Consider the following 24,318-nt stretch of genomic DNA (forward strand, 5'->3'; position numbering starts at 1 on the left):
TTATCGACACGCGGATGCGGGTAGAGTGCGGCTGACTTCAATCCGGGGAGAAAATGCTCGCACGCCTGTTCGTGATCTTCGGTGGGCTGTTCGTGCTGGTGCTGTGCGCGGCGCTGGTGGTGCCGTATTTCGTCGACTGGACCGGCTACCGCGCCGATTTCGAGCGCGAGGCGAGCACTATCCTCGGCCGCAAGGTGATCGTGAAAGGCGATGCGACCGCGCGGCTTTTGCCGTTCCCCTCGGTGACCTTTTCCAACGTCGAGGTCGCCGGCGGCCCCGGCGGCCAGCCGGCGATGACGATGGAGACCTTCTCCATGGATGCGGAGCTTGCGCCTTTCCTGCGCGGCGAGTTGCTGATCTTCGACATGCGGCTGGTGCATCCGAAGGCGACGATCGACGTCGCCGGCGATGGCACGGTCGACTGGGCCATCCGGCCGTCGACGCCCTTCGATCCGGGCCAGATCGCGATCGAGAAGCTGACGGTGACAGGAGGGCAGATCGAACTGCGCCATGCCGCCGGCGGGCGCAGCCATCTTATCTCCGAGATCAACTCGACCGTTTCGGCCAAGTCGCTTGCCGGACCGTGGCGGATGGACGGCACGCTGCGCTTCGACGGCCTGCGCACGGACGTCTCGGCCTCCACCGGCAGGGTGGAAGCAAATGGCCGAATGCGCCTCAGGCTGAAGGCCGATCCGGATGCCTATCCGCTTATCATCGAGACCGACGGCAATGCCGGCATCGTCAGGGGCGCAGCGGTCTATTCCGGCCAGTTCAAGGTTTCGGCCTCTGACAAGAGCGGGGCCGACGGGAACACGGCCGAATTGCGGGGCACCGAGGGCGAGCCTGTGAAGGTCAGCACCGGCAGGCCCGATCCGGGGTTCCGTTTGAACGGCAAATTCGCTCTCGATCACCAGAAGCTCGGCGTCGACGAATTCCGCTTCGAGACCGGGCCGCTCGACAATCCCTACACCGCGGATGGCAAGGCCGCGGTCGATCTCGGCCTCAAGCCGCATTTCTCGATCGAAGCGAGCGGCGCGCAGGTGCAGTTCGACGAGGCGGTGGGCGCATCCGCCGGAGCCGGGCTGACGCTCGATCAGCGCATCGCGGCGTTCGAGCAGACGCTGCTGCACATGCCGAAGCCGACGATACCGGGCACGGTCGAGGTCAGGCTGCCGGCGGTGGTGGCGGGCGACACGACGGTGCGCGACGTGCGGCTTTCAGCAGAGCCGGTCGAGGGCGGCTGGTCGGTGAAGTCGCTTGCCGCGACGCTGCCGGGCCGCGCGACGCTCGAAGCCGACGGCATGCTGAGTGTCGAGGACCGTTTCGGCTTCACGGGCTCCCTGCTGCTTGCCGTCGGCCAGCCGTCCGGTTTCGCCGCCTGGCTGTCGAAGGATGTCGACGACGCGATCCGCCGTCTGCCGGCGGCGGGCTTCAAGGCCAAGGTCGATCTCAGCGCGAACCGGCAGTCCTTCAGCGATCTCGAGCTCATCCTCGGCAAGGCGAAATTCTCGGGCAGCATCGATTCCAGCCAGCCCGACGGCGCCAGGCCATCGGTGCTGATGCGGCTGGAGGGCGGCGAGCTCGACGTCGACGGGCTGGCGGCCTTCGCCTCGATCTTCGTCAGCGACAAGGGCGCCAACCGCTTCTCCGACCGCGATCTCGATTTCCAGATCAAGGCGGGCCCGGTCAGCGCCGGCGGCTTGAGCGCCGACACGGTGGATACGGCGTTGAGGCTGCGTGAGGGACTGCTCGAGATCGACCGGCTCTCGGTCGGCGGGCTTGCCGGCGCCTCGATCAGCGCCACAGGGCGGATCAAGGACTTTCCGGAAAGCCCGACCGGCAAGCTCGACGCATCCGTCGTGGCGGTGGATCTCAAGCCGCTCATCGATGTCGCGGCGCAGCATTATCCGGACAATCAGCTTCTGAAGGGTCTGGCCAGCCGCGTATCTGCTTATCCCGAATTGTTCCAGGACGCCCGCATCGACCTGGTGACGAGTGCGGCCGACAATGGCGACGGCACCACCGGGCTCGCGCTTTCCGCGCAAGGCAGGGCCGGCGGCTCCGCCTTCTCGGCTTCGCTCTCGGGCAAGGGTACCGCCGATCGGCTTCTGGATGCGCCGGTAGCGCTGACCTTCAACGCCAGGAACGAGAACGCCGCCACGCTGCTGGCGCTCTACGGCCTGCCGGCGCTGCCGCTCGGCATGCTTGGACAGGCAAGCACCGATCTCTCGGCGAAAGGCTCGCTCAGCGGCGGTCTGGCGACCAGCTTCAATCTCACGGCCGACGATTTCAGGGCGAGCTTCGACGGGACCGTCGCCGAGACGCAGCAAGGCGCCACCGCCAAGGGCAAGGTCAACCTCGACGCCGCCGACATCGAACCGTGGCTGATAACAACCGGCGTCGGGCTGCCCGGCATGGGCACCGGCACGTCGGCATCGCTTGCCGCCGATGCCGATTTCGGCAATGGGCTTCTGGTGCTGAGCGGGCTGACCGGCGCGATCAACAAGGCCGCGGTGTCGGGCGACGTCAACGTCGACAGCAAGGATGGGCTGCCGCATCTTGCCGGCGCGCTGGCGCTCGACGAACTCGACCTCGATCCGCTGGCCGTGTCGCTGTTCGGCGATCAGTCCTTCCTTGCCGCGAAAGGCGGCGGCTGGCCAACCACGCCGTTCAGCCAGAAGTCGACCCTGCCGTTCAGCGCCGATCTCGACCTCAACACGGCTGCGTTTGCCGCCGGACCGTTCGCCACCGCGCATGATGCGACGCTGTCGCTGAAGCTCGACCGGGAAGGCATCCATGTCTCGGACCTCAAGGCCAAGCTCTATGGCGGCGCGCTGACCGGCCTGTTCGAGCTGAAGAACACCGACGGCACGGGCCTGTTTTCGGGGCAGTTGAGACTGGCCGGCAGCGATCTTTCGGCAGTGCTGCCGGGTTCAGGGGTCAGCGGCAACGGCGACATTTCGGCGGCGCTGTCGACCAGCGGCAAGTCGGTCGACGCGATGATCGCCGCGCTGTCCGGGTCCGGCACGACAGCACTGAAGGGGCTGACCATCGCCGGCATCAATCCCGATGCCTTAGCCCCTATCATCGCCAAGGCGGATGCAGTTGGACGTGACATCGATGCCGCCAAGACCGAGAGCTTCGCGCCTGATATCACCGGCGCGGGCAGTTTCGCGGCCGGTGACACCGACATCGCCTTCACCGTTGCCAACGGCACGCTGCGGGCGCCGCCGATCAGCCTCGACAACCCGGCGGCGACACTGTCGGCGGACGTGATGGCTGACCTCAGCGCCAGCACCGTCACAGCAAAGGGCGCGATCACCTACCGGCCAGGCGACGAGGCGCTGGTCGGCTCCGAGCCGGCCGTGAATTTCAGCCTCGCCGGCCCGCTCGGGGCGATGGCGCGCCAGTTCGACAGCGCGCCGCTGGCGCAGTTCCTGACCCAGCGCGCGCTGGAGAAAGAGCAGCAGCGGGTTGAGGCGATGCAGGCGGCACTGCTCGAGAAGCAGAGGCTGCGGCGCGAGGTCCGCTACTACGCTGCCCTGCAGATGGAGCGCGACCGGGCGGCCGAGGAATTGCGCCGGCAAGAGGAGGAGGCGCGGCAGAAGGCCGAAGCTGAAGCCAGGGCGAAAGCCGAGGCGGAGGCTGAGGCTAAGGCGGAAGCGGAGGCTCAGGCCAAAGCGGAAGAAGAGGCGAAAGCCAAGGCCGAGGAAGAGGCGAGGGCCAAGGCGGAGGCCGACGCCAAGGCTAAGGCCGAGGTCGAGGCGCGCGCCAAGGCGGAAGCTGATGCAAAGGCTGAAGCGGAAGCCGCCGCCAAGGCAAAGGCTGAACAACGGGCTGCGGACGAGGCAAAGGCCCAGGCCGAGGCGCAACGCAGGAAGGCCGAGCAGGCGAGGCTGGAAGCAGAACGCAAGGCGGCCGAGCAGACGCCAAAAGTCGACCGGTCGCTTCCCGGCGTCAACGACAGTTCCGCCCCGGAGCCGCCCAAGCCGAAGGCCAATCCATTCACCATCGACAATCTCTTGAAATCGCTGGACGGCGGTTGACTTGTCCGCCAAATCGGCAGCCGGTTCGGCATTTGGCTTGTTGCCTTGTTGCTCAGACCGGCTCCTGCCGCGAAAGCAGGCGCTGCAGCATAGGCTCGATGCGCGAAAGCTCGTCGAGGTGAGCGGCCGACAATTCGGCGAGCCGGTCATCGGCAAGAGGCGTTAGCTGCAGCAGCACGCGGCGGTTGTCGGCCTTGTCCTGATCCCTTATGACCAGTCCGGCCTCGCTCAGCCGGTTCACCAACTCGACGGCGCTGTGGTGGCGGATGCGCAACCGCTCCGCCAGGTCACCGACCGCCACAGGTCCGCCGCCGGGATAGCCCTTGATCGCCAGCAGCGCCTGGTGCTGGCGCGGCGTCAAGCCCGCCTCATTCGCCTGAAGCTGGCTGAATTCAAGGAAGCGTCGGATGAGATAGCGGAACTGCGACAGCCGCTGATAGTCGACCTGGCTGATGGCGGGGCGTGATTTTTTCGGCGGCGTCATTCTCCGACTTATGGACCTTTCCGGCGAAAGCTCAACTCCTGCGAAGGCTCGAGAGCGGCCTGGTGAGATCCTTGTCCAAAATGACGCGGACCGACGATCGAGAAACGCCCTTGAAGATTTATATCGTGGTACGATATGTAATCGCCCGACAACCGGACGGTATCGCGCCACCAGAAAGCTCAGGTTCCAATGAAATCCGCTCATGCCGGAAACAGCCATCTCCGCGACTTCACCACCGATCCAAGAGTGCTGCTCATCGCCGCGATCGCGGTCGTGGTCGCGACCGCCGGGCTGTTTGCCGGCATCGTGCTGCTGAAGCTGATAAGGCTTGCCACCAACATTGCCTATTTCGGCCAGTTCTCGCTGGCGGAACTGAGACTCGAGGACACGCCGCTCGGCTATGCCGCCGTGATCGTTCCGGTGATCGGCGCGCTGATCATCGGGCTGATGGCGCGCTTCGGCAGCGAGAAGATCCGCGGCCACGGCATTCCCGAAGCGATCGAGGCGATCCTGCTCGGGCGCTCGCGGCTCGACGCCAAAGTGGCGGTATTGAAGCCGTTGTCGTCGGCGATCTCTATCGGTTCCGGCGGACCGTTCGGCGCCGAGGGTCCGATCATCATGACCGGCGGCGCGATCGGCTCGCTGATCGCGCAGATGCTGCCGGTCAGCGACAATGAGCGCAAGACGCTGCTGGTGGCGGGCGCCGCGGCCGGCATGACGACCGTCTTCGGCACGCCGATCGCAGCCATCATGCTCGCCGTCGAACTGCTCCTGTTCGAATGGACGCCGCGCAGTTTCATCCCGGTCGCCGTCGCCGCGATCGTTGCGGAAGTCGAACGCACCTTGCTGCACCTGCCGGGTCCGATCTTCCCGTTCTCGGGCAGCATGGAGGCGTCGATCGCCGTATTGGGCGGATGGGTACTGGTCGGCATTGCCGCTGGGCTTCTTTCGTGCCTGCTGACGCAGCTGGTCTATGCCTGCGAGGACGTCTTCCAGAAACTGCCGATACACTGGATGTGGTGGCCGATGATCGGCGGCCTCGTGGTCGGCATCGGCGGACTGATCGAACCGCAGGCGCTCGGCGTCGGCTACGACAACATCGCCAACATGTTGGATGGCCATATCCTCGCGGCGGCCGCGCTGACGCTTCTGGTGGTGAAGGCCATCATCTGGTCGGTGGCGCTGGGTTCGGGGACGTCGGGCGGCGTGCTGGCGCCGCTCTTGATCATGGGCGGCGCGATGGGCGCTGCGCTTACCGGCATCCTGCCCGAGGCGACGCCCGGCTTCTGGCCGCTGCTGGCGATGGCCGCGACCATGGGCGGCACCATGCGCGCGCCGCTGACCGCGACCTTTTTCGCGGTCGAGCTCACCGGCAACACCCATATGCTGGTGCCGCTGATCGCGGCTTGCGCGAGCGCCCATGCCGTCACCGTGCTGCTGATGAAGCGCTCGATCCTGACCGAAAAGGTAGCGCGGCGCGGACATCACCTCGTTCGCGAGTATCGGGTCGATCCCTTCGCCTTGACCAGAGTGCGCGAAGTGATGACGACCAAGGTCGAGAGCGTGCCGGCAACGATGACGCTGCATGGCGCGGCGGCATTCCTCACCGCGCCGGATACGCGGCATCCGAGCTTTCCGGTGATCGATGGGAAAGGGCATGTGCTCGGCCTCATCGATCCGCCGGCGATCCTGCGCTGGCGCCGCGCCGGCAAGCATCGCAAGGCGACGCTCGGCGAGCTTTTGACCGGCAGCAAGGTCACGCTCGCCTATCCGGACGAATATCTGGAAGGGCTGTCCGACAAGCTGCTCACGGCCAACGTCTCGCATCTTCCGGTCGTCTCGCGCGAGGATGCACGGCTCATCGGCTATATCGGCTGGAAGGACCTGATGCGGGTGCGGTCGAAAAAACAGGCGGAGGAACGCGACCGATCGGCCTTGCTCAGCTTCGGCGCCAGGCGCAAGGCGCCGCGGAGCGTCAGCGACCCGGCCTGAGACCTCTCAAAACGCCTTGCCGCCGCGCTTGGCCCAGGCCAGCACGTAGAGCCGCAGCGCCGAAGACAGGTTCGCATCGCGGGTTCGGGTCTCGTCGATCTCGGCAACAAGGGCCGCCAGCGAAATCGAGCGCTGCGCGGCGATCGTGACGAGGTCATCGTAGAAAGGTTGCTCCAGGGAAAAACTGGTGCGGTGGCCGCGGATCGTCACCGAGCGCTTTTCAACGGCAGCCATCGGGGCGCTCAGCGCCCGTCCGGATCGCCGGGCTTTTCGCGGCGATGGCCGTCCATGAATTTTTCCGTCCTGTCGGACGTCAGCCGGTCACGCTCTCGCTCGGCCTTGGAGCGGCCATGCAATGCCCGGTTCTCACCGGCCAGGCGTTGCTTCTCGATGCGCGCTTTCTGCTTGCGGGCCTGGCGGAGATTGATGACCTCGCCCATGTCCCCGGTTCACTTCTTGCGGAAGGCGTCGAGCGAAACCACGTCGGCGCTCTTGCCGCCGGTATCGGCGACGGCCGGCTTCTTCTCGGCCTCGGCGGTCTTTTTCTTCGATTCCGGTTTCTTTTCGGCGACGACGGCAACCGGCAGTTCGGAGGCAGGCGCGGCATCGTCATCTTCCGCCGCGCCTTCCGCCTTGACGTCGAATTCCAGTTCGAAATTCACCGATGGGTCGTAGAAACCGCGCACGGCGGAGAAGGGGATTTCGAGCTTTTCAGGCACGTCGGAGAAGGAGAGCCCCACCTCGAAACCGGTATCGGTCACCTTCAGATCCCAGTACTGGAACTGGATGACGATGGTCATCTGCTCCGGATAACGCTCGCGCAGCCGCGAGGAAATGCGCACGCCCGGCGCGCCGGTCAGGAAGGTGATGAAGAAATGATGGTTGCCCGGAAGACCGGTGCGCGCGACCTCGGCCAAGACCTTGCGCATGACGCCGCGCAATGCCTCCTGGGCCAGAATGTCATAGCGGATGTGGTCGTCGGCCATGTGACGGTCGGGTTCCGTTGAATCGTCCGCATAGCTGTAATCAAGCTTGAGCGCGGCGTAAACCGCATATAGGCGCCTAACGCCGAGGCCAAGAGGGGGTGGCGGCGATTTGATCGCTCAGGCGCGGGCGAGGGCGGCCTGCCTGACAGTTGTTTTCCGCGATCCGAAAGCGCGAAGGAAGGTGCGCACGCCATTGGTGGCGGAGCGCAGCACCTCCTCTTCGGTCGGCATGCCGCCGAGCATGAAGGTTGTCTGCAACTCGGCGTTGACGAGGGCAATGAACTGGCGGGCCGCCACGTCCGGATCGTCGATCGACAGGTGTCCGGCATAGGCAAGCCGCGCGAAGCGGGCGGCAAGCGCCGACCAGGTGCGGCCTGGTCCCTGTTCGCGCCACTCGGCAAAAAGCTCCGGATATCGCTCGCCCTCGGCCTGGATCAGCTTGCGCAGGAAGCGGCCGTCGCGGTTGCAGATGCAGTTGCGGTTCATGCGCACCGCAAAGGCGACAAGATCGGATTCGAGATCGGCAGGCTGGTCGGGAAAGGTTGCAAAGGTGGCGAAGATGCCGGCATTGCAGCGCTCCGTCAGGTCGCGCACGACGGCCATGAAGAGCTTTTCCTTGTCGCCATGGTGATTATAGACGGTCTGGCGCGAGACGCCGGCCTCGGCCGCGATCAGGTCGATATTGGCGCCGGCATAGCCTTCCCTGCAGAACACGGAAGCTGCGGCATCGACCACCGATATGCGCTTGGCCTCATGGCTGCGTGGCGGGAAAGTGTCAGGAGAAACGCCGGGCCTCATAAAAATCTATATAGCGGCGATTGACGAATTGGACAAGCCTGTCTAAATTTGTGGACATAACAAATGGAAATCCGCTCCGGGAGACGAATGATTTTGCTCTTGGGTGTCGGAATTCCGCGGGATCGAACGTCCTGGGGTTAGACGCCGATTTCGTGGCGCCAACCAGATCCGAAAGAAGCCCTATCATGAGTCCCAAATTCCTCCGCATCGCGGTCGTGCTCGGCTTGTTGTCCGCGATCGGCCCCTTCGCCATTGATATGTATCTTCCCGCGCTGCCGTCGATCGGCGAGGATCTGCACGCCGGAACTGCCGCCGTCCAGATGAGCCTCTTGATCTTCTTCCTGTCGATGGGTTTCGGCCAGATCGTCGTCGGCCCGATCTCCGACATGGTCGGGCGCAAGCTGCCGCTCTATGCCGGCCTCGCGCTGTTCATGGTCGGCGGCGTCGGCTCGGCCATGGCGCCGACCATCGAATGGCTGATCGCCTTCCGCTTCCTGCAAGGGCTCGGCGCCAGCGCCGGCATGGCCATTCCGCGCGCCATCGTGCGCGACCTGCACACCGGCAACGAGGCCGCCAAGCTGATGTCGCTGTTGATGCTGGTGTTTTCGGTGTCGCCCATCCTGGCGCCGCTAACCGGCAGCCAGATCATCGAGAGCTTCGGCTGGCGCGCCGTGTTCTGGACGGTCACGGGCGCCGCGGCTTTAGCCACCATCCTGCTCGCCACCTCGCTGAAAGAGACGCGGTCGGTCGAGGAGCGCGCCGGATCGTCTTTCGGCACGGCATTGGCTGGCTACCGCTACCTGATGGGCGACCGCAACTTCCTCGGACTGGTGGCGATCGCCGGCTTCGGCATTGCGAGCTTCTTCGTCTATCTGTCGAGCTCGTCCTTCATCCTGATCGACCACTACGGCCTGTCGCCGTCGGTCTACAGCGTCTTCTTCTCGATCAATGCGGTCGCCTTCATCGGCATGTCGCAGCTGACCGGGATGCTGGCGGACCGCTTTGGTCTGAAGCGCGTGGTCTGGGTGGCGGTGACCGGCTACGCCACGGTGATGGTGGCGCTGTTCGCCGTCATGGCATCCGGTGTCGACCGGCTCGACGTGATGGCGGCGCTGCTGTTCGTCGGCTACGGCTTCCTCGGCCTTGTCATCCCGACCACTTCCGTGCTGGCCATGGAAGAGCATGGCGAGATCGCCGGCACCGCCTCGGCGCTGATGGGCACGCTGCACTTCGCCATCGGCGCGCTGGCCATGGGCGTAGCGGGGCTCTTCTTCGACGGCACACCGCTGCCGATGGTTGCCGGCATCACGCTCTGCGCGGTGATTTCGTTCACGCTGGCCAAGGTCACGCTTGGCCGAGTGCGGGAGGCGGTCGAAGCGCCGGCGGAGTAAGAACGCACGAAAGATCGGGAAAGGCCGGGCATGCCCGGCCTTTTTCATGTCCGCGACAGACCGGGTGCATCGAGGGCAGGACGGCGCGTACGCTGCGCACCGGGCACCGCCGTTCAGGCGGGTTCGGATGAAAGAAAAGAGAGGGAGAAGGTGGAGGTTTCTGTTGCCAGGTACCTCCGAACCCCGCCTAGAAGTGCGAACCTCTAGGGCTTGATTTGAAGCGTTCGCACCGCATTAAGCGGCGAGACGAGCTTCCGCATAGTTGTCGTTGGCAACTATAAGTTTAGCCCGATGACGGTGGTACAATGCCGGGCAAAAGTACGATCTTTACACCTTCGTCGATCCTATTTCGCCCCCAGCAAAAGCCGCTCCGTCACCCAGAGCGGTTTTTGGTGGAGGCGCCGGGTACCGCCCCCGGGTCCGAACGGCTTATTTCATCGCCTGTTTATCGCCATAGTCGGTCAAGCCGACGAAGCGAATATAGGGACCGATCATGGAAAATGAAAGGCCAAACCGGCACTTGTCCCCGGCGCCAAACGCGACAGCCGAGGGTTGACTTGCGTGCTCACTCAATCGAAGCTCCGCCGGTGATGAGGAGTCTCTGACCTAGCGCACAGGTTGCGCGGCGCGCCACAAGCCTCATCCATCGGATCAGTGGCGCCGACGAGGGGAAGTTCGATGGCCGACTATCTTGCGGATGTGAAGAAATACGATGCCGGCGCCAGCGCCGACGCGGTCGATAAGATCGTCAAGCATCTGGGCATAGCGCTCAGGAACCGCGATTCCTCGCTGGTCTCCTGCACGGACCCGAACGAGCTAGAGCGGGTCCGGGAGAACTGGGCCGGCAAGAAGCTCGGTGTCGCCGACGCCAAGAAGGCCGACGCCTCGATCGAGAAGGTCTGCAAGGCGATGGCGGCCGACAACACCAAGAGTCGCGTGACCTTCTACTATCTGGTGGCCAAGGATCTGGGCAAACTCGGTTCCCTCTGAGGCATAGCCGTCCGCAGCCGGCACGATATCGTGCCGGCATCCTGGACTTTCTGGCGTATCATCCACATCAGTGACCGGCTTTACAGTGTTCGACCGACAGCCAGTCGGCTATGATCATCTGCCATCCGAATCGAGGCGGAGCCGATGCGCCAATATCTTGACCTGCTAAAGCATGTGCTGGAAAACGGCACCGACCGCGGCGACCGCACCGGTACCGGCACGCGCTCGGTGTTCGGCTACCAGATGCGCTTCGACCTTTCGCGCGGCTTCCCGGTCACCACCACCAAGAAGCTGCACCTGAAGTCGATCATCCATGAGCTGCTGTGGTTCCTGGCCGGCGACACCAACATCAGATATCTCAACGACAACGGCGTCACCATCTGGGACGAATGGGCCGACGAGAATGGCGATCTCGGGCCTGTCTACGGCAAGCAGTGGCGCTCGTGGCCTGACGGGCATGGCGGCGAGACCGACCAGATCGCGGGCCTTCTCAAGGAGATTCGCAAGAATCCCAATTCGCGGCGGCTGATCGTTTCGGCCTGGAACCCGGCCGAGGTGGAAGCGATGGCGCTGCCGCCCTGCCACTGCCTGTTCCAGTTCTACGTCTCGGAGGGCCGGCTCTCCTGCCAGCTCTACCAGCGCTCTGGCGATATCTTCCTCGGCGTGCCGTTCAACATTGCGTCCTATGCATTGCTGACGCTGATGGTTGCACAGGTGACCGGTCTGAAGCCAGGCGACTTCGTCCATACGCTCGGCGACGCGCATCTTTACTCGAACCATTTCGAGCAGGCGCGCGAGCAGCTGCGGCGCACGCCGAAGCCGCTGCCGACGATGTGGATCAACCCGGACGTGCAGGATCTTTTTGCCTTCCGTTTCGAGGATTTCCGCCTCGAAAACTATTTTGCGGACGCAACCATCAAGGCGCCGATCGCGGTATAAGGCCGGTCCGGCCGCGGCCAGCGCGCTCCAGTATCGTCAATCGGTGCCGACCATGACGCCCGAAGCCTTGATCACGTCATAAGCCTGCTTGCCTTTTTCGAGCTGCAGATCGGCGACCGCTTCATTCGTGATCGAAGCGGTGACGATGGCGCCGCCGCCAATGTCGATCCTGACATGCGAGGTGGTCGCTCCCTTGGCGATTTCGGTGACGTTGCCCTTCAGGATATTGCGGGCGCTGATCTTCATCTGCCTCTCCTTGGCCATCGCTGTATCGAACGGGCTCCATCGTAGGCTGGGAACACCCTGTCATACAATGGCGAGGAGGGTAAAAGGCCTTTTCTTGTTATGTTCATCCGGATATATCGATCAAAGGCATTGGGCCGAACGGATTTTCAAAACAGGGAGAGATTTCATGACGGGGAAGGGTTTTGGATTGAGGGCAATTGCCATCGGCGGGCTCACGGCGGCGCTGATGGCGGCGGTGCCTGCAGCCCATGCCGACGACAAGGTGGTCGTGTTCGCCGCGGCGAGCCTCAAGGACGCGCTCGATGCGGTCAACAAGGCCTGCGAGCCCGAGGTCGGCGAAGCGGCGACCATCTCCTACGCGGCGAGCTCGGCGCTGGCCAAGCAGATCGAGCGCGGCGCGCCGGCAGACGTGTTCGTCTCGGCCGACCTCGACTGGATGAAATATCTCTCCGACAAGAAGCTGACCAAGCCGGACACCGAAGTGAAGCTGCTCGGCAACCAGATCGTGCTGGTGGCGCCGAAAGATTCCAAGGTCGAAACCAAGGTGGAAAAGGGTTTCGACCTCGCCAGGCTCATCGGCGACGGCAGGCTCGCCATGGGCGACTTCAAGGCGGTGCCGGCCGGCAAGTACGGCAAGGCGGCGCTGGAATCGCTGGGCGTCTGGTCCTCGGTAGAAAGCAAGGTCGCGCAGGCCGAGAATGTCCGCGCCGCGCTCAAGCTGGTGTCGACGGGCGAGGCCGCGCTCGGCATCGTGTACGCCACCGACGCCCATGCCGAAAAGGGCGTGAAGGTCGTCGGTACCTTCCCCGAGGATTCGCACCCGCCGATCATCTACCCGATTGCCCAGACGGCGGATTCGAAGGACAACGATACGGCTGCCTTCCTGAAATGCGTCGAGTCGGCCAAGGCCGCCGCGCTCTTCAAGGAACAGGGTTTTACGGTGCTCGCGCCGAGCAACTGAGAGAGACCTTACACCGCATATGAACTGGCTGCTGGACCTCACTCCCGACGAATGGAATGCGGTCCGGCTGTCGATCAGGGTGGCGACGGTGGCGATGATCGCAAGCCTGCCGCCGGGCATACTGATCGCGCTGCTGCTGGCCCGGGGCCGGTTCTGGGGCAAGACCCTGCTCAACGGGCTGGTGCATCTGCCGTTGATCCTGCCGCCGGTGGTGACCGGCTATCTGCTCCTGCTCAGCTTCGGCCGTCGCGGACCTGCCGGTGCTTTCCTCGCCGAGCATTTCGGCATTGTCTTTTCGTTCCGCTGGACGGGTGCGGCGCTCGCGTGCGGCGTCATGGGCTTTCCGCTGATGGTGCGGGCAATAAGGCTGTCGATCGAGGCAGTCGACCGCAAGATGGAGGCTGCGGCCGGCACGCTCGGCGCCAATCCGCTGTGGGTCTTTGCCACCATCACGCTGCCGTTGACCCTGCCGGGGCTGATCGCCGGGGGGATACTCTCCTTCGCCAAGGCGATGGGCGAGTTCGGCGCCACCATCACCTTCGTCTCCAACATCCCCAACGAGACGCAGACGCTGCCCTCGGCGATCTACACCTTCACGCAGGTGCCGGGCGGTGATGCGGGCGCGCTCAGGCTGACGCTGATCTCGGTCGTCATTTCCATGGTCGCACTGGTGGCTTCCGAGGTCCTTGCGCGGCGGGTCGGCCGGCGGATGGACATCGAATGACGCTTTCGGTCGACATCATGCATCGCCTCGGCGATTTCGCCGTCGAGGCGAATTTCGAAAGCGCCGGCCGGCTGACGGCGCTGTTCGGGCCTTCGGGGTCGGGCAAGTCGACCCTGATCAACCTGATTGCCGGGTTGATCCGGCCGCAGAAGGGGCGGATTGCGATCGACGGCCGCGTGCTGGTCGACACCGCCGCCGGCGTGTTCGTGCCGATGCACAAACGGCGGATCGGCACGGTTTTCCAGGATGCTCGACTCTTCCCGCATATGAGCGTCGCCGGCAACCTGCGCTATGGCCGCTGGTTCACGCCGCCTTCCGAGCGCTACGCCAATATGGACGCGGTGGTTGAACTCCTCGGCATCGGCCATCTGCTCGACCGGCGGCCGGCGAAACTGTCGGGGGGCGAAAAGCAGCGCGTGGCGATCGGGCGTGCGCTGCTTGCCAGCCCGAAACTGCTGTTGATGGACGAGCCGCTTGCCTCGCTCGACGAAGCGCGCAAGGCCGAGATCCTGCCCTATATCGAGCGGCTGCGCGACGAGACGAAAATCCCCATCGCCTATGTCAGCCATTCCGTCGCCGAGGTGGCGCGGCTGGCGAGCGACGTGGTGGTTCTCTCGCAAGGCAAGGTCGCGGCTTTCGGCCCGACCGAGGCGATCATGCAGCGGCTCGACCTTTTGCCGGCGGAGGAGCGCGGCGAGGGTGGCGCGGTGCTCGACACCAGGGTGCTGCGTCACGACGAGGCTTTCGGCATGACTGTGCTCGGCTCGCCGGCGGGCGATATCCGCGTGCCGCGCCTGCCACGGCAAGCGGGGGCTCTGGTGCGGCTCCGCATCCGCGCTCGCGACGTCATGATCGCGACCGAACAGCCGGCGGGCCTCAGCGCGCTCAACATCTTGGGGGGAACGATCGCCGCGGTCAGGCCGGGCGTTGGCCCGACGGTGGAGATTGCCATCGATTGCAATGGTGCGATCGTTCTGGCGCGCATCACCGAACAGTCGAAACACACCCTTCGCCTCGCGCTCGGCCGCAAGGTCTTCGCGGTAATCAAGACGGTGAGCTTCGACAGTGCGACGACCGTTCCCGGATTGCCGGAAGAGGCTGATGGTTGACGAAAGGGCAATATCGCTATGTTGCTTTGGAATAGCGATATTGCGGCAGAGGGGGTAATCTCGACATGATCGCGGAGAACGAGAGATGCCATCGCTGAGCCTGCGAATAAATCTCGACCCCGACGGGCGAATTGGTCCGGGCAAGATCGAGTTGCTGGAGCAAATCGCCGCCTTTGGCTCGATCTCGGCCGCGGCGCGCGGCATGGAGATGTCCTACAAGCATGCCTGGGATCTGGTCGAGGACATGAACCGGGTGTTCGGCAAGCCGCTGGTCGCGGCGCAGACCGGCGGCAGGAAAGGCGGCGGCGCGCAGTTGACCGCGGTCGGCCTCGCCGTCGTCAGCCGCTTCAGGGCCATTGAGCGCGCGGCGGCTTCTGCGGCCGCGGTTCATATGCAGGCGTTGCAGGCCGAGATCGACGCCGGCTGACCGTGGCCTTTTGGAGCGCCTATTCTTCCGGTTCGCCGGGCTTGCGCAGCAGATAGGTGTCCATGATCCAGCCCTTTTTCCGCCGGGCTTCCTCACGGACCCTTTCGATCTCGGGGCCGACATCGCCTAAGCGTCCGGAAATGATGATCTCGTCCGGCGTGCCGAGATAGGCGCCCCACTGGATGAAGACATCCGGGTCGGCCAGCGTGTTGAAGGCGCACTTGCCGTCGAGCATGACCACCGCGCTCCCGGCGTTGGCCGGCAGCCCTTCTTCGGTCAGCCGCCGGCCGGTGGTGACGAGAATGGAATCGCCGATGCGGTTGAGCGCCGTCGCGTGGGAGGCTGCCAGCGCCTGGATGGCGGTGATGCCTGGAATGACTTCGAGCTCGAAACCGACATTGCCTCTGTGGCGCACGCGCTCCAGGATACGCAGCGCGCTGTCATAGAGCGAAGGATCGCCCCAGATCAGGAAGGCGCCGCAGCCGTCTTCGGTCAGCTCATCGCGGATCAACCCCTCATAGATCTCGGCGATCGCTTCGTGCCAGTCGTCGACCGTCACGCGATAGGACGATGTCGGCTCCGCGCGAACCGGCACATCGAACTCGACGCGGCGCGATTGCGGGTTGGAGACGAAACGGTCGCAGATCTGCCGGCGGAGCTTGGCGAGATCGTTCTTCTTGGCGCCCTTGTCGGGAATGAACAGCACGTCGGCCCGGTTCAGGCCGTTGATCGCCTGTACGGTCATGTGTTCGGGATTGCCGGCGCCGATGCCGATGACGAGAAGCTTGCGCATGAAAGCTTTTCCTGCCCGATCGGGCAGCCGGTGTCCAGACGGGCGCAGGCAGCCAGAACGCAAAGGACTTTGAAACGCAGTCCATCGTTTGGCAGAAACGCTGAACTGCCCTAGCTAGTTTTCGTGGAATTGCTCTAGATGGAAGCGCGCATCGGGGTGGTCCCGGTATTGCCGTCGAGAGGGGGATTCATGTTCCGCACTATCCTCACCGCAGCGTTGGCTTTTTTGGCCGCGCCGGCCTTCGCCAACGATTCCGTCGCCGAACTGGGTACCGGCGGGCTGATCCTGTCGCGCAGCGACGCCGTCGCCATGGAAAGCGAGAACCTTTTCATCTCGCCGGAGAAGGTGACCGTCGACTACGTCTTCCGCAACAACACCGACAAGGACGTCAGCGCCATCGTCGCCTTCCCGATGCCGGATATCGAGGGCGATCCGAACGAGATGCCAGCGATTCCGGAAGCGCAGAGCGACAATTTCCTCGGCTTCGAGGTGACGATCGACGGCGTCGACGCAAAGCCGCAGCTCGAACAGAAGGCTTTTGCGCTGGGCATCGACATCACCGCCGAGCTCAAGGCGCAGGGCGTGCCGCTCTATCCCTTCGGCGACGCGGCCAAGGCGGCGCTGGCCAAACTGCCCAAGGATGTCGCCGAGGACTGGGAAAACCGCGGCATCGTCATCGAGGACACCGCCGATGACGGCTCGGGCATGCAAACCGCCTACGCGCCGTTCTGGCAGTTGCGCTCGACCTATTGGTGGCGCTCGACCTTCCCGGCCAACAAGGAAGTCCATGTCTCGCACCGCTATAAGCCCAGCGTCGGCGGCACGTCATCGGTCAGCTTCTACTACGCCGGCAAGTTCCAGGGGCAGTACGACAGCTACAAGACCCGCTACTGCATGGACCAGGCGTTCGAGAATGCGGTGCGCAAGACAGCAAAGGAAAATCCCGACGGCTATCCGAAATATTTCGAAAGCCGCATCGCTTACGTCCTGACCACGGGCGGCAACTGGGCGTCCGGCAGCATCGGCAATTTCAAGCTCACGATCGACAAGGGCAACGCCAGGAATCTGGTTTCCTTCTGCGGCGATAACGTCCGCAAGGTCGGCCCGACGACGTTCGAGATGACGGCCAAGGATTTTTATCCGGAGCGCAACATCGACATCTTGCTGCTCGAGCCGTCGGACAATGGCGGGAACGGCGGCTGATGGAAATCGCGATCTATGTCGCCATTGCCGAGAATGGCGTGATCGGACGCGAAGGCGGGCTGCCGTGGCGGCTGTCCAGCGACCTGAAGCGCTTCAAGGCCGACACGATGGGCAAGCCGATCATCATGGGCCGCAAGACCTACGAGGGCATCGGCCGGCCGTTGCCCGGCAGGCTCAACATCGTGGTGACGCGCGCCAGGGACTGGCGCGCCGAGGGCATCGAGGTCGCCCACTCGCTGGACGAGGCGATCGCGCTGGCCAAGGTGCGCGGGCGCTGCATGGCGGGTGCCGAGGAGATCTGCGTGGTTGGCGGCGGCGAGATTTATGCCCAGGCCTTGCCGGTCGCCGATCGTCTCCATGTCACCCATGTGCTGGCCGCGGTCGATGGCGACGCTCATTTTCCGCCGATCGACCCGGCGATCTGGCGGATCATGCGATCCGAGGATTTCCCTGCGGGCGAAAAGGACAGCCACGCGACGCGCTACACGGTCTACGAGCGTCGAGGCGACGGTCGGTGACGAGGACAAAGGGTCGCTGCCGGGCCAAATCGGACGGCGCGTGCGGCGGACCGCGTTGAAAGCGCGTCACGGCGTCCCTATAGAAGAACGACAGTACAGCGCCGCGCGCCCAACCGGACCCGCAAAAGGCCGCTGTAAAACTTTGATTTGGCGCATGATTCCTTTCCGAAAACCGATACCGGATTTCGGGGTCATGCGTTAGGATTGCGCCGCAAGGCCCGAGGGAACCGAAGCGAAAGGACATTCATGCCCTGGAACGACAAGAGCGGTGGCGGCGGCCCATGGGGCGGCGGCGGCAATCAGGGACCCTGGGGGCAGGGGCCGAGGGGGCCGAGCGGCCCGCAGGGTTCGCCTCCCGATCTCGAGGACATCATCCGCCGCGGCCAGGACAGGCTGCGGCGCGCGCTTCCGGGCGGCGGCGGCGCGAGCCCCGCGGTCCTCGGGCTGATCGCGCTCGCGCTCGTCGCGCTTTGGGCCTTCAAGGCGATCTATACCGTGCAGCCTGACGAGGTTGCCGTCGAATTGCGCTTCGGCAAGCCCAAGCCGGAACTCTCGCAGCCCGGCCTGCATTTCCACTGGTGGCCGATCGAAACTGTCGAAACGGCAAAGATCTCCGAGCAACTCGTCAGCATCGGCGGCGGATCGAGCAGCGGTTCCGGGCTGATGCTCTCCGGTGACCAGAATATCGTCAACGTGCAGTTCTCGGTCGCCTATCAGGTTTCCGATCCACGGGCCTATCTGTTCGATGTCTCCGATCCCGACGGCATGCTGACGCAGGTGGCCGAGAGCGCCATGCGCGAGGTCGTCGGCCGGCGCCCGGCGCAGGATATTTTCCGCGACGATCGGCAGGGTATCGCCACTTCGGTGCGCGAGATCGTCCAGAACACGCTCGACGGCTACAAGACCGGTCTGCAAGTCAACGCGATCTCCATTGAGGACGCGGCACCCCCGCGCGAGGTCGCCGACGCCTTCGACGAGGTGCAGCGCGCCGAACAGGACGAGGACAAGTTCGTCGAGCAGGCCAATCAGTATTCCAACCAGAAGCTCGGCCAGGCGCGCGGCCAGGCGGCACAGATCCGCGAGGATGCCGCCGCCTACAAGAACCGCGTCGTGCAGGAAGCCGAAGGTGAGGCGCAGCGCTTCATCTCCGTCTACAACGAATACGCCAAGGCGCCCGACGTGACGCGCAAGCGCCTTTATCTGGAAACGATGGAGAGGATCCTGAAGGACTCGAACAAGGTCGTCGTCGAGCAGGGAAACGGGCAAGGTGTGCTTCCGTATCTGCCGCTGCCGGCACTGCAGCCGAAGGCGCCGCCGGCGCCGGTGCTGGGAGGTAACCAGTGATGGCCAACCGTCTTCCCATCATCGCGGTCATCGCGGCCGTCCTTCTGTTCCTGCTCTATTCGTCGGTTTTCGTCGTCAAGGCGGGCGAGCAGGCGATCGTGCTCAGGTTCGGCGAGATCATCGACGTCAAGACCGAGCCGGGCATCTACTTCAAGGCGCCATTCGCCTTTTTCGACGCCGACAGCGTTCAGACAATCGAGAAAAAAGTGATGCGCTTCGACCTCGACAACATCCGCGTCCAGGTCTCCGGCGGCAAGTTCTACGAGGTCGACGCCTTCATCGCCTACCGCATTTCGGATCCGCGCACCTTCCGTGCGGCGGTGTCGGGGCAGGTGGAACTCGCCGAAGCCCGGCTGAAGACGCGTCTCGATGCGGCGCTGCGCCGGGTCTACGGTCTGCGCGACTTCGAGGCCGCACTTTCCGAGGAACGTGGCGTCATGATGCGCGAGGTGCGCGACCAGCTCCGTCCGGATGCGACGTCGCTCGGTCTCGACATCGAGGATGTGCGCATCCGCCGGACGGATCTGACGGCGGAAGTCTCGCAGCAGACCTACGACCGCATGAAGGCCGAGCGTCTGGCTGAAGCCGAGCGGCTGAGAGCGCGCGGCAACGAGGCGGCGCAACGCATCAGGGCTCGGGCCGATCGCGAAGTCGTCGAGATCGTCGCCGAGGCGCAGAAGGAATCGGAAATCCTGCGCGGCGAAGGCGAGGCGCAGCGCAGCGCCACCTTCGCGGATGCCTACAAGAGGGACCCGGCCTTCTTCGATTTCTATCGCTCGATGAATGCCTATGGCACCGCGCTGGACAACAGCGGGACCACCATGGTGCTGTCGCCCGAGTCGGAGTTTTTCCGCTACTTCCGCAATCCGGACAGCAAGCCCGCCCCCGGACCGGCACCGGCCGCGCCTGCGACAGCACCTGCGGCGCCTGCGACACAACCCGGCATCGTCCAGTAGCGGGCGGTGCAGGATTTCCTGGCAGCGGTCGGCCTGGTCCTCGTCATCGAGGGCTTGGTCTATGGCGGGTTTCCGGCCCTGGCCCGGAAACTCGCCACGGAAGTGCTGTCGATGCCTGAGAATGTGCTGCGGATCGGCGGACTGGTAGCGATCGGCGTCGGCGTCGGCATCGTCTGGCTGGTCCGGGGCTGATGAAATTCCTTGGTGGCGAAGCGATTGACGATTTATCCTCCGCCGATAGCTATGGCCGCAAACGTGCCTTAATTCTTGCCAACATGACTTGGACTGGCGCCGTTGCGGATGCGCTTTTCCTTTTCAGAACCACCGGGAGGCCACGATGATATCCGACACTCTGTTGCGCGCGGCGCGGCGTACGCTTTTCGCCGGCGCCACCGCATTCGTCGTCGGCATGGTTGCCGTCCCGTCTTTCGTCACGCCCACCGTCGCTTCCGACGGGCCGCCTTCCGTCGCCGATCTTGCCCAACGCCTGCTCGGCGCAGTGGTCAACATCTCGACCTCGCAAACGGTGAAAGGCACCGAGGGGCCGGGCGCGGTGCCGATGCCGCAACTTCCCGAAGGCTCGCCCTTCCAGGACTTTTTCGACGACTTCTTCAAGAACCGCGGCGGTGACAAGGGCGGCGGCGGGCAGAAGGTGCAGTCGCTGGGCTCCGGCTTTGTCATCGACGCCGAGCAGGGCATCGTGGTGACCAACAACCATGTGATTGCCGACGCCGACGACATCGAGGTCAATTTCTCCGACGGCGTGACGCTGAAGGCGACGCTTGTCGGCACCGACACCAAGACCGACGTCGCGGTGCTGAAGGTCGATCCGAAGGGCCACAAGCTGACGGCGGTGAAATTTGGCGATTCCACCAAGATGCGCGTGGGCGACTGGGTGATGGCGATCGGCAACCCGTTCGGCCTCGGCGGCACGGTCACGGTCGGCATCGTCTCGGCGCGCAACCGCGACATCAATTCCGGCCCCTATGACGACTTCATCCAGACCGACGCCGCCATCAACCGCGGCAATTCCGGCGGCCCGCTGTTCAATGCCGAGGGCGAGGTCATCGGCATCAACACGGCGATCATCTCGCCCTCGGGCGGCTCGATCGGCATCGGTTTCTCCATTCCCTCGCAGCTCGCGGCGGGCGTGGTCGACCAGCTCCGTCAATATGGCGAGACGCGGCGCGGCTGGCTTGGCGTTCGCATCCAGCCGGTGACGGACGACATCGCCGAGAGCCTCGGCATGGCGACCGCCAAGGGCGCGCTGGTGGCCGGCGTCATCAAGGGCGGTCCGGTCGACAATGGTTCGGTGCAGGCGGGCGACGTCATCATCAAGTTCGACGGCAAGGACATCCACGAAATGCGCGACCTGCCGCGCGTGGTGGCCGAAAGCCCGGTCGGCAAGGCGGTCGACGTGGTGATCGTGCGCAAGGGTGTCGAGCAGACTGTGAAGGTGACGCTCGGCCGGCTCGAGGACGGCGAGAAGCTGGCCAGCGGCGAGAACGGCACCACCGACCAGGAAAAGGGCGACAAGGCGGCTCCGGTGTCCACGGCTTCGGTGCTCGGCATGACCGTCGGCGAGCTCAATGACCAGACCAGGCAGAAGTTCGGTATCGCGGCCGACGTTTCGGGCGTGGTCATCACCGACGTCGCCAAGGATTCGGCGGCAGCCGAGCGCGGCATCCAGCCGGGCGAGGTGATCACCGAGATCGCGCAGGAATCGGTCGGAACGCCGAAGGACGTCATGGACCGGATCGGCGCGCTCAAGGAGCAGGGCCGCAAGAACGCGCTGCTGATGCTGGCTTCGAAGACAGGCGAACTCCGCTTCGTGACGATCCGGATGGACTGAGTCCGGAAAATCGCCTAGCTGACTGAGTTGCAAGAAAAAGGGCGGCTAAAGAGCCGCCCTTTTTCGCGCCTGCCAGTCCTCGCGCGACAGCCTGTACAGCACATGCCGCTTGAGATGCGGGTGGCCGTCCGGAACCGCGGGGTGGTCGAAGTCGCCGGCCGGGTCGACGCGCATGCCGAGGCGTTTCATGACGGCGATGGAGCGATGGTTTTCGGCGACGGCGAAGGAGACGATCTCCTCCACCTTCAGCGTTTCGAAGCCGTAGGCAAACCAGGCTTCCGCTGCCTCGGTGACATAGCCATTGCCCCAGAATTCGGGCGCCAGCCGCCAGCCGATCTCGATCGTGCCGTCCGGCAGCGATGGCACATCATCCGTATCCAGGAGACCGACGAAGCCGATGCACTCGCCGGTGGCGGCGATCTCGGCCGCGGCGAAGCCATAGCCGTCGTCGTCGATCCAGACGCGGAACTCATCCATCTTGGCGTCGGCCGCGGCGCGGTCGCGGCGGAACGGGAAGAACTCCATCACGCGCTCATCGGAATTGATGCGATGGAACAGCGCGCGGTCGCGCTCTTCCCAGTTGCGCAGGATGAGACGCCCGGTGCGGATCGGCTTCATTGCGTGAAATCCTCCTGGCGATAGCCCTGGAGGTAGAGCAGCGCAGTCAGGTCGCCATGATCGATGCGGATCCGCGCCTGTTCCGCCACCGCCGGCTTGGCGTGGAGGGCGACACCTGTACCGGCAAGGCGGATCATGTCGAGGTCGTTGGCGCCGTCGCCGACGGCAATCGCGTCGGCCGTCGCCAAGCCAAGCCTTGCCGCGATGTCGAGCAGCGCCTCCGCCTTGGCGGCGCGGCCGAGGATCGGCTCGGCCACCGTGCCGGTGAACTTGCCGTCTTCCTCGATCAGCCGGTTGGCGCGGTTCTCCTGGAAGCCGAGCAAGGCGGCAATGCGGCTGGTGAAGACGTCGAAACCACCGGAGACGAGTGCCGTCCAGGCGCCGTTGGCGCGCATCGTCTGCACCAGCGCGCGGCCGCCGGCGGCCAGCGTCAGCCGCTTGGCGATGATGCGGTCGACCACTGCCGTGTCGAGGCCCTTTAGCAAGGCGACGCGCTCGCGCAGGGCGGGCTCGAAGGCGATCTCGCCATTCATCGACCGCGCGGTGATCGCCGCGACATGCGCCTTGACGCCGATCTCGTCGGCGAGCTCGTCGATGCATTCCTGGTCGATCATGGTCGAATCCATGTCGGCAAGCAGGATCTTCTTTCTCCTGCCCTCAGCCGGCTGGACGATGATGTCGACCGGTTCGGAGGCCAGTGCCGCGCGCAGGTTGGCCGTCAATTCGCCGACATCGGGCGTCTCCGGCAAAACCAGATCGCAGGCGACATCTTCGGCCAGCCAGTGAAGGGCGCTTGCGCCGGCCGCATGCGAGGCCATACTCGCAAGCGAGGCCGACACAGCGCGGTCTTTGGGACGGGAAACAAGCGTGGCGATCAGCGGCATCGAAAATTCCGGCAGGCAGGCGGGCGAAGGCCGCGTGAAGAACGCGATCCTGATAGCCGGGCCGACCGCCAGCGGCAAGTCGGCGCTGGCGCTCGATCTCGCCGAACGCCAGGGCGGCGTCATCGTCAACACCGATTCCATGCAGGGCTATTCGGTGCTCGACGTGCTGACGGCGCGTCCAAGCGTCGAGGAGATGGCACGCGTGCCGCATTTCCTCTACGGCCATGTGCATCCTTCGACAGCCTACTCCACCGGCGCCTGGCTGCGCGACGTTACCCGGCTTATCGAGGAAGGCGCTTTGTCCGGGCGGCCGGCCGTCTTCGTCGGCGGCACCGGGCTCTATTTCCGCGCTTTGGCCGAAGGCATCTCGGACATGCCCGACATTCCGCCATCGGTGCGCGAGCGCTGGCGCTACGAGCTCAAGGAACAAGGGGCCGAACGGCTGCATCGCATTCTGATGCACGAGGACTCGGCCGTCGCCATGCAGCTCAGGCCAACCGACGGCCAGCGCATCGTGAGGGCGCTCGAGGTGCTCGACGCCTCGGGACGATCGATCCTCGACTGGCAGGCGGCGCGCGGCCAGCCGCTTGTCGACCGCGACAGCGCGCGCTTCCTGGTGATCGAACCGGATCGCGGCGAGCTCGTCGCGCGCATCGAGGCACGCTTCGACGATATGCTCGACAAAGGCGCGCTCGACGAGGTCAGGCAGCTGATGGCGCTCGACCTCGCTCCGAACCTGCCGGCAATGAAGGCCATCGGGGTCCGAGAGCTGCAGGGCGCCTTGGCCGGGCAGATCAGCTTTCCCGAAGCGATCGAGCGGGCCAAGATCGCAACGCGCCAATATGCCAAACGTCAGACGACCTGGTTCAGGCACCAGCTGGGACCGGAGTGGAAAAGGCTCCGCCCGGGCGATGGCCCGCCAGTCTCGGACTGACAGGTTGCTAATTCAATCAGAGGCTTAAAGTGTCGAGCGCAGCTTCCCGTCGCGGTTGCTCCGGTTAACGGTCCGTAAGGCGGCGCATGCCATAACGACTATGGGTCGCAGTCCCGCGGGGAG

General features: G+C 64.7%; 25 protein-coding genes and 1 other RNA gene. 16 read left to right on the forward strand and 10 right to left on the reverse strand.

Going from position 1 to position 24,318, the window contains the following annotated elements; all coding sequences use genetic code 11:
* Positions 1–53 precede the first annotated feature (53 nt).
* Entirely contained in the window at positions 54–4,046 is a 3,993-nt protein-coding gene (locus EN874_RS16645; protein WP_127425710.1) for an AsmA-like C-terminal region-containing protein, read from the forward strand.
* A 52-nt stretch (positions 4,047–4,098) separates the two neighbouring features.
* Here EN874_RS16645 and EN874_RS16650 read toward each other — a convergent pair whose 3' ends face one another.
* Entirely contained in the window at positions 4,099–4,530 is a 432-nt protein-coding gene (locus EN874_RS16650; protein ID WP_127425711.1) for a MarR family winged helix-turn-helix transcriptional regulator, read from the reverse strand.
* Between the two features lie 189 nt (positions 4,531–4,719).
* Between EN874_RS16650 and EN874_RS16655 the strand changes: the two genes are divergently transcribed.
* Positions 4,720–6,522, forward strand: coding sequence for a chloride channel protein (locus EN874_RS16655; protein WP_127425712.1), 1,803 nt, complete (start codon positions 4,720–4,722; stop codon positions 6,520–6,522).
* 6 nt (positions 6,523–6,528) lie between these two features.
* Here the strand turns inward: EN874_RS16655 and EN874_RS16660 are convergent, their stop codons facing one another.
* The 4 genes from EN874_RS16660 to EN874_RS16675 form a co-directional block, all read right to left on the reverse strand.
* The gene (locus tag EN874_RS16660; RefSeq protein WP_126088523.1) at positions 6,529–6,756 is read right to left on the reverse strand and encodes a ribbon-helix-helix domain-containing protein; all 228 of its coding nucleotides are present in this window, start codon (positions 6,754–6,756) and stop codon (positions 6,529–6,531) included.
* Positions 6,757–6,764: 8 nt separating this feature from the next.
* Positions 6,765–6,962, reverse strand: a complete 198-nt coding sequence (locus EN874_RS16665) for a DUF4169 family protein (protein ID WP_126088524.1) — start codon at positions 6,960–6,962, stop codon at positions 6,765–6,767.
* Between the two features lie 9 nt (positions 6,963–6,971).
* Positions 6,972–7,508, reverse strand: a complete 537-nt coding sequence (locus tag EN874_RS16670; RefSeq protein WP_126088525.1) for an SspB family protein — start codon at positions 7,506–7,508, stop codon at positions 6,972–6,974.
* A gap of 117 nt (positions 7,509–7,625) precedes the next feature.
* Positions 7,626–8,306, reverse strand: a complete 681-nt coding sequence (locus EN874_RS16675; protein ID WP_127425713.1) for a TetR/AcrR family transcriptional regulator — start codon at positions 8,304–8,306, stop codon at positions 7,626–7,628.
* A 185-nt stretch (positions 8,307–8,491) separates the two neighbouring features.
* Between EN874_RS16675 and EN874_RS16680 the strand changes: the two genes are divergently transcribed.
* Positions 8,492–9,697, forward strand: coding sequence for a multidrug effflux MFS transporter (locus EN874_RS16680; protein WP_127425714.1), 1,206 nt, complete (start codon positions 8,492–8,494; stop codon positions 9,695–9,697).
* 149 nt (positions 9,698–9,846) lie between these two features.
* Here EN874_RS16680 and ssrA read toward each other — a convergent pair.
* Positions 9,847–10,207, reverse strand: a transfer-messenger RNA (tmRNA) gene (gene ssrA, locus EN874_RS16685).
* Positions 10,208–10,375: 168 nt separating this feature from the next.
* On the opposite strand from ssrA, the gene EN874_RS16690 reads away from it, so the two are divergent.
* Together EN874_RS16690 and EN874_RS16695 are read left to right on the forward strand one after the other, a co-directional pair.
* Positions 10,376–10,687, forward strand: coding sequence for a DUF2853 family protein (locus EN874_RS16690; RefSeq protein ID WP_127425715.1), 312 nt, complete (start codon positions 10,376–10,378; stop codon positions 10,685–10,687).
* A gap of 144 nt (positions 10,688–10,831) precedes the next feature.
* Complete coding sequence (locus tag EN874_RS16695; RefSeq protein ID WP_127425716.1) at positions 10,832–11,626, forward strand: thymidylate synthase; 795 nt, start codon at positions 10,832–10,834, stop codon at positions 11,624–11,626.
* Between the two features lie 36 nt (positions 11,627–11,662).
* Here EN874_RS16695 and EN874_RS16700 read toward each other — a convergent pair whose 3' ends face one another.
* Positions 11,663–11,872 (reverse strand): molybdopterin-binding protein, encoded by a 210-nt coding sequence (locus EN874_RS16700; RefSeq protein ID WP_127425717.1) that lies wholly within the window; start codon positions 11,870–11,872, stop codon positions 11,663–11,665.
* A gap of 166 nt (positions 11,873–12,038) precedes the next feature.
* On the opposite strand from EN874_RS16700, the gene modA reads away from it, so the two are divergent.
* The 4 genes from modA (at position 12,039) to EN874_RS16720 (ending at position 15,093) form a co-directional block, all read left to right on the forward strand.
* Positions 12,039–12,833, forward strand: a complete 795-nt coding sequence (gene modA / locus EN874_RS16705; protein WP_127425718.1) for a molybdate ABC transporter substrate-binding protein — start codon at positions 12,039–12,041, stop codon at positions 12,831–12,833.
* Positions 12,834–12,852: 19 nt separating this feature from the next.
* On the forward strand, positions 12,853–13,557 hold the full coding sequence (modB, locus tag EN874_RS16710) for a molybdate ABC transporter permease subunit (RefSeq protein ID WP_127425719.1): 705 nt from the start codon (positions 12,853–12,855) through the stop codon (positions 13,555–13,557).
* A complete protein-coding gene (gene modC, locus EN874_RS16715; RefSeq protein WP_127425720.1) occupies positions 13,554–14,666 on the forward strand; it encodes a molybdenum ABC transporter ATP-binding protein in 1,113 nt (370 codons plus the stop codon). The genes modB and modC overlap by 4 nt, the downstream gene beginning before the upstream one ends.
* An 85-nt stretch (positions 14,667–14,751) precedes the next feature.
* Entirely contained in the window at positions 14,752–15,093 is a 342-nt protein-coding gene (locus EN874_RS16720) for a winged helix-turn-helix domain-containing protein (protein WP_066990897.1), read from the forward strand.
* 19 nt (positions 15,094–15,112) lie between these two features.
* Here the strand turns inward: EN874_RS16720 and cobF are convergent, their stop codons facing one another.
* A complete protein-coding gene (cobF, locus tag EN874_RS16725) occupies positions 15,113–15,886 on the reverse strand; it encodes a precorrin-6A synthase (deacetylating) (protein WP_127425721.1) in 774 nt (257 codons plus the stop codon).
* A 189-nt stretch (positions 15,887–16,075) separates the two neighbouring features.
* On the opposite strand from cobF, the gene EN874_RS16730 reads away from it, so the two are divergent.
* From EN874_RS16730 to EN874_RS16755, 6 genes are all read left to right on the forward strand, one after another.
* Positions 16,076–17,089 (forward strand): DUF4424 domain-containing protein, encoded by a 1,014-nt coding sequence (locus EN874_RS16730; RefSeq protein WP_127425722.1) that lies wholly within the window; start codon positions 16,076–16,078, stop codon positions 17,087–17,089.
* Positions 17,089–17,607, forward strand: coding sequence for a dihydrofolate reductase (locus EN874_RS16735; protein ID WP_127425723.1), 519 nt, complete (start codon positions 17,089–17,091; stop codon positions 17,605–17,607). The genes EN874_RS16730 and EN874_RS16735 overlap by 1 nt, the downstream gene beginning before the upstream one ends.
* A gap of 246 nt (positions 17,608–17,853) precedes the next feature.
* Positions 17,854–18,951 carry an FtsH protease activity modulator HflK gene (gene hflK, locus EN874_RS16740; protein WP_127425724.1) on the forward strand — a complete coding sequence of 366 codons (1,098 nt, stop codon included), beginning with the start codon at positions 17,854–17,856 and terminating at the stop codon, positions 18,949–18,951.
* Positions 18,951–19,907, forward strand: a complete 957-nt coding sequence (locus tag EN874_RS16745; RefSeq protein ID WP_127425725.1) for a protease modulator HflC — start codon at positions 18,951–18,953, stop codon at positions 19,905–19,907. The genes hflK and EN874_RS16745 overlap by 1 nt, the downstream gene beginning before the upstream one ends.
* Before the next feature lie 6 nt (positions 19,908–19,913).
* Complete coding sequence (locus EN874_RS16750; protein ID WP_126088539.1) at positions 19,914–20,099, forward strand: DUF2065 domain-containing protein; 186 nt, start codon at positions 19,914–19,916, stop codon at positions 20,097–20,099.
* Positions 20,100–20,244: 145 nt separating this feature from the next.
* The gene (locus EN874_RS16755; RefSeq protein WP_127425726.1) at positions 20,245–21,759 is read left to right on the forward strand and encodes a DegQ family serine endoprotease; all 1,515 of its coding nucleotides are present in this window, start codon (positions 20,245–20,247) and stop codon (positions 21,757–21,759) included.
* A gap of 45 nt (positions 21,760–21,804) precedes the next feature.
* Here the strand turns inward: EN874_RS16755 and EN874_RS16760 are convergent, their stop codons facing one another.
* Positions 21,805–22,377, reverse strand: coding sequence for a GNAT family N-acetyltransferase (locus EN874_RS16760; protein ID WP_127425727.1), 573 nt, complete (start codon positions 22,375–22,377; stop codon positions 21,805–21,807).
* A complete protein-coding gene (gene serB, locus EN874_RS16765) occupies positions 22,374–23,261 on the reverse strand; it encodes a phosphoserine phosphatase SerB (RefSeq protein ID WP_127425728.1) in 888 nt (295 codons plus the stop codon). Before serB ends, EN874_RS16760 begins: the two co-directional genes overlap by 4 nt.
* On the opposite strand from serB, the gene miaA reads away from it, so the two are divergent.
* Positions 23,251–24,195 carry a tRNA (adenosine(37)-N6)-dimethylallyltransferase MiaA gene (miaA, locus tag EN874_RS16770; RefSeq protein ID WP_127425823.1) on the forward strand — a complete coding sequence of 315 codons (945 nt, stop codon included), beginning with the start codon at positions 23,251–23,253 and terminating at the stop codon, positions 24,193–24,195. The genes serB and miaA overlap by 11 nt on opposite strands.
* The last annotated feature ends 123 nt before the right edge of the window (positions 24,196–24,318 follow it).

Origin of the sequence: Mesorhizobium sp. M1D.F.Ca.ET.231.01.1.1 (genome assembly GCF_003999155.2) — a bacterium.
Lineage (GTDB): Bacteria > Pseudomonadota > Alphaproteobacteria > Rhizobiales > Rhizobiaceae > Mesorhizobium.

Excerpts from the sequence above, each read along its gene's own strand:
- EN874_RS16645 (WP_127425710.1), top strand. The coding sequence starts at position 54 with ATGCTCGCACGCCTGTTCGTGATCTTCGGTGGGCTGTTCGTGCTGGTG.
- EN874_RS16650 (WP_127425711.1), bottom strand. The coding sequence starts at position 4,530 with ATGACGCCGCCGAAAAAATCACGCCCCGCCATCAGCCAGGTCGACTAT.
- EN874_RS16655 (WP_127425712.1), top strand. The coding sequence starts at position 4,720 with ATGAAATCCGCTCATGCCGGAAACAGCCATCTCCGCGACTTCACCACC.
- EN874_RS16660 (WP_126088523.1), bottom strand. The coding sequence starts at position 6,756 with ATGGCTGCCGTTGAAAAGCGCTCGGTGACGATCCGCGGCCACCGCACC.
- EN874_RS16665 (WP_126088524.1), bottom strand. The coding sequence starts at position 6,962 with ATGGGCGAGGTCATCAATCTCCGCCAGGCCCGCAAGCAGAAAGCGCGC.
- EN874_RS16670 (WP_126088525.1), bottom strand. The coding sequence starts at position 7,508 with ATGGCCGACGACCACATCCGCTATGACATTCTGGCCCAGGAGGCATTG.
- EN874_RS16675 (WP_127425713.1), bottom strand. The coding sequence starts at position 8,306 with ATGAGGCCCGGCGTTTCTCCTGACACTTTCCCGCCACGCAGCCATGAG.
- EN874_RS16680 (WP_127425714.1), top strand. The coding sequence starts at position 8,492 with ATGAGTCCCAAATTCCTCCGCATCGCGGTCGTGCTCGGCTTGTTGTCC.
- EN874_RS16690 (WP_127425715.1), top strand. The coding sequence starts at position 10,376 with ATGGCCGACTATCTTGCGGATGTGAAGAAATACGATGCCGGCGCCAGC.
- EN874_RS16695 (WP_127425716.1), top strand. The coding sequence starts at position 10,832 with ATGCGCCAATATCTTGACCTGCTAAAGCATGTGCTGGAAAACGGCACC.
- EN874_RS16700 (WP_127425717.1), bottom strand. The coding sequence starts at position 11,872 with ATGAAGATCAGCGCCCGCAATATCCTGAAGGGCAACGTCACCGAAATC.
- modA (WP_127425718.1), top strand. The coding sequence starts at position 12,039 with ATGACGGGGAAGGGTTTTGGATTGAGGGCAATTGCCATCGGCGGGCTC.
- modB (WP_127425719.1), top strand. The coding sequence starts at position 12,853 with ATGAACTGGCTGCTGGACCTCACTCCCGACGAATGGAATGCGGTCCGG.
- modC (WP_127425720.1), top strand. The coding sequence starts at position 13,554 with ATGACGCTTTCGGTCGACATCATGCATCGCCTCGGCGATTTCGCCGTC.
- EN874_RS16720 (WP_066990897.1), top strand. The coding sequence starts at position 14,752 with ATGCCATCGCTGAGCCTGCGAATAAATCTCGACCCCGACGGGCGAATT.
- cobF (WP_127425721.1), bottom strand. The coding sequence starts at position 15,886 with ATGCGCAAGCTTCTCGTCATCGGCATCGGCGCCGGCAATCCCGAACAC.
- EN874_RS16730 (WP_127425722.1), top strand. The coding sequence starts at position 16,076 with ATGTTCCGCACTATCCTCACCGCAGCGTTGGCTTTTTTGGCCGCGCCG.
- EN874_RS16735 (WP_127425723.1), top strand. The coding sequence starts at position 17,089 with ATGGAAATCGCGATCTATGTCGCCATTGCCGAGAATGGCGTGATCGGA.
- hflK (WP_127425724.1), top strand. The coding sequence starts at position 17,854 with ATGCCCTGGAACGACAAGAGCGGTGGCGGCGGCCCATGGGGCGGCGGC.
- EN874_RS16745 (WP_127425725.1), top strand. The coding sequence starts at position 18,951 with ATGGCCAACCGTCTTCCCATCATCGCGGTCATCGCGGCCGTCCTTCTG.
- EN874_RS16755 (WP_127425726.1), top strand. The coding sequence starts at position 20,245 with ATGATATCCGACACTCTGTTGCGCGCGGCGCGGCGTACGCTTTTCGCC.
- EN874_RS16760 (WP_127425727.1), bottom strand. The coding sequence starts at position 22,377 with ATGAAGCCGATCCGCACCGGGCGTCTCATCCTGCGCAACTGGGAAGAG.
- serB (WP_127425728.1), bottom strand. The coding sequence starts at position 23,261 with ATGCCGCTGATCGCCACGCTTGTTTCCCGTCCCAAAGACCGCGCTGTG.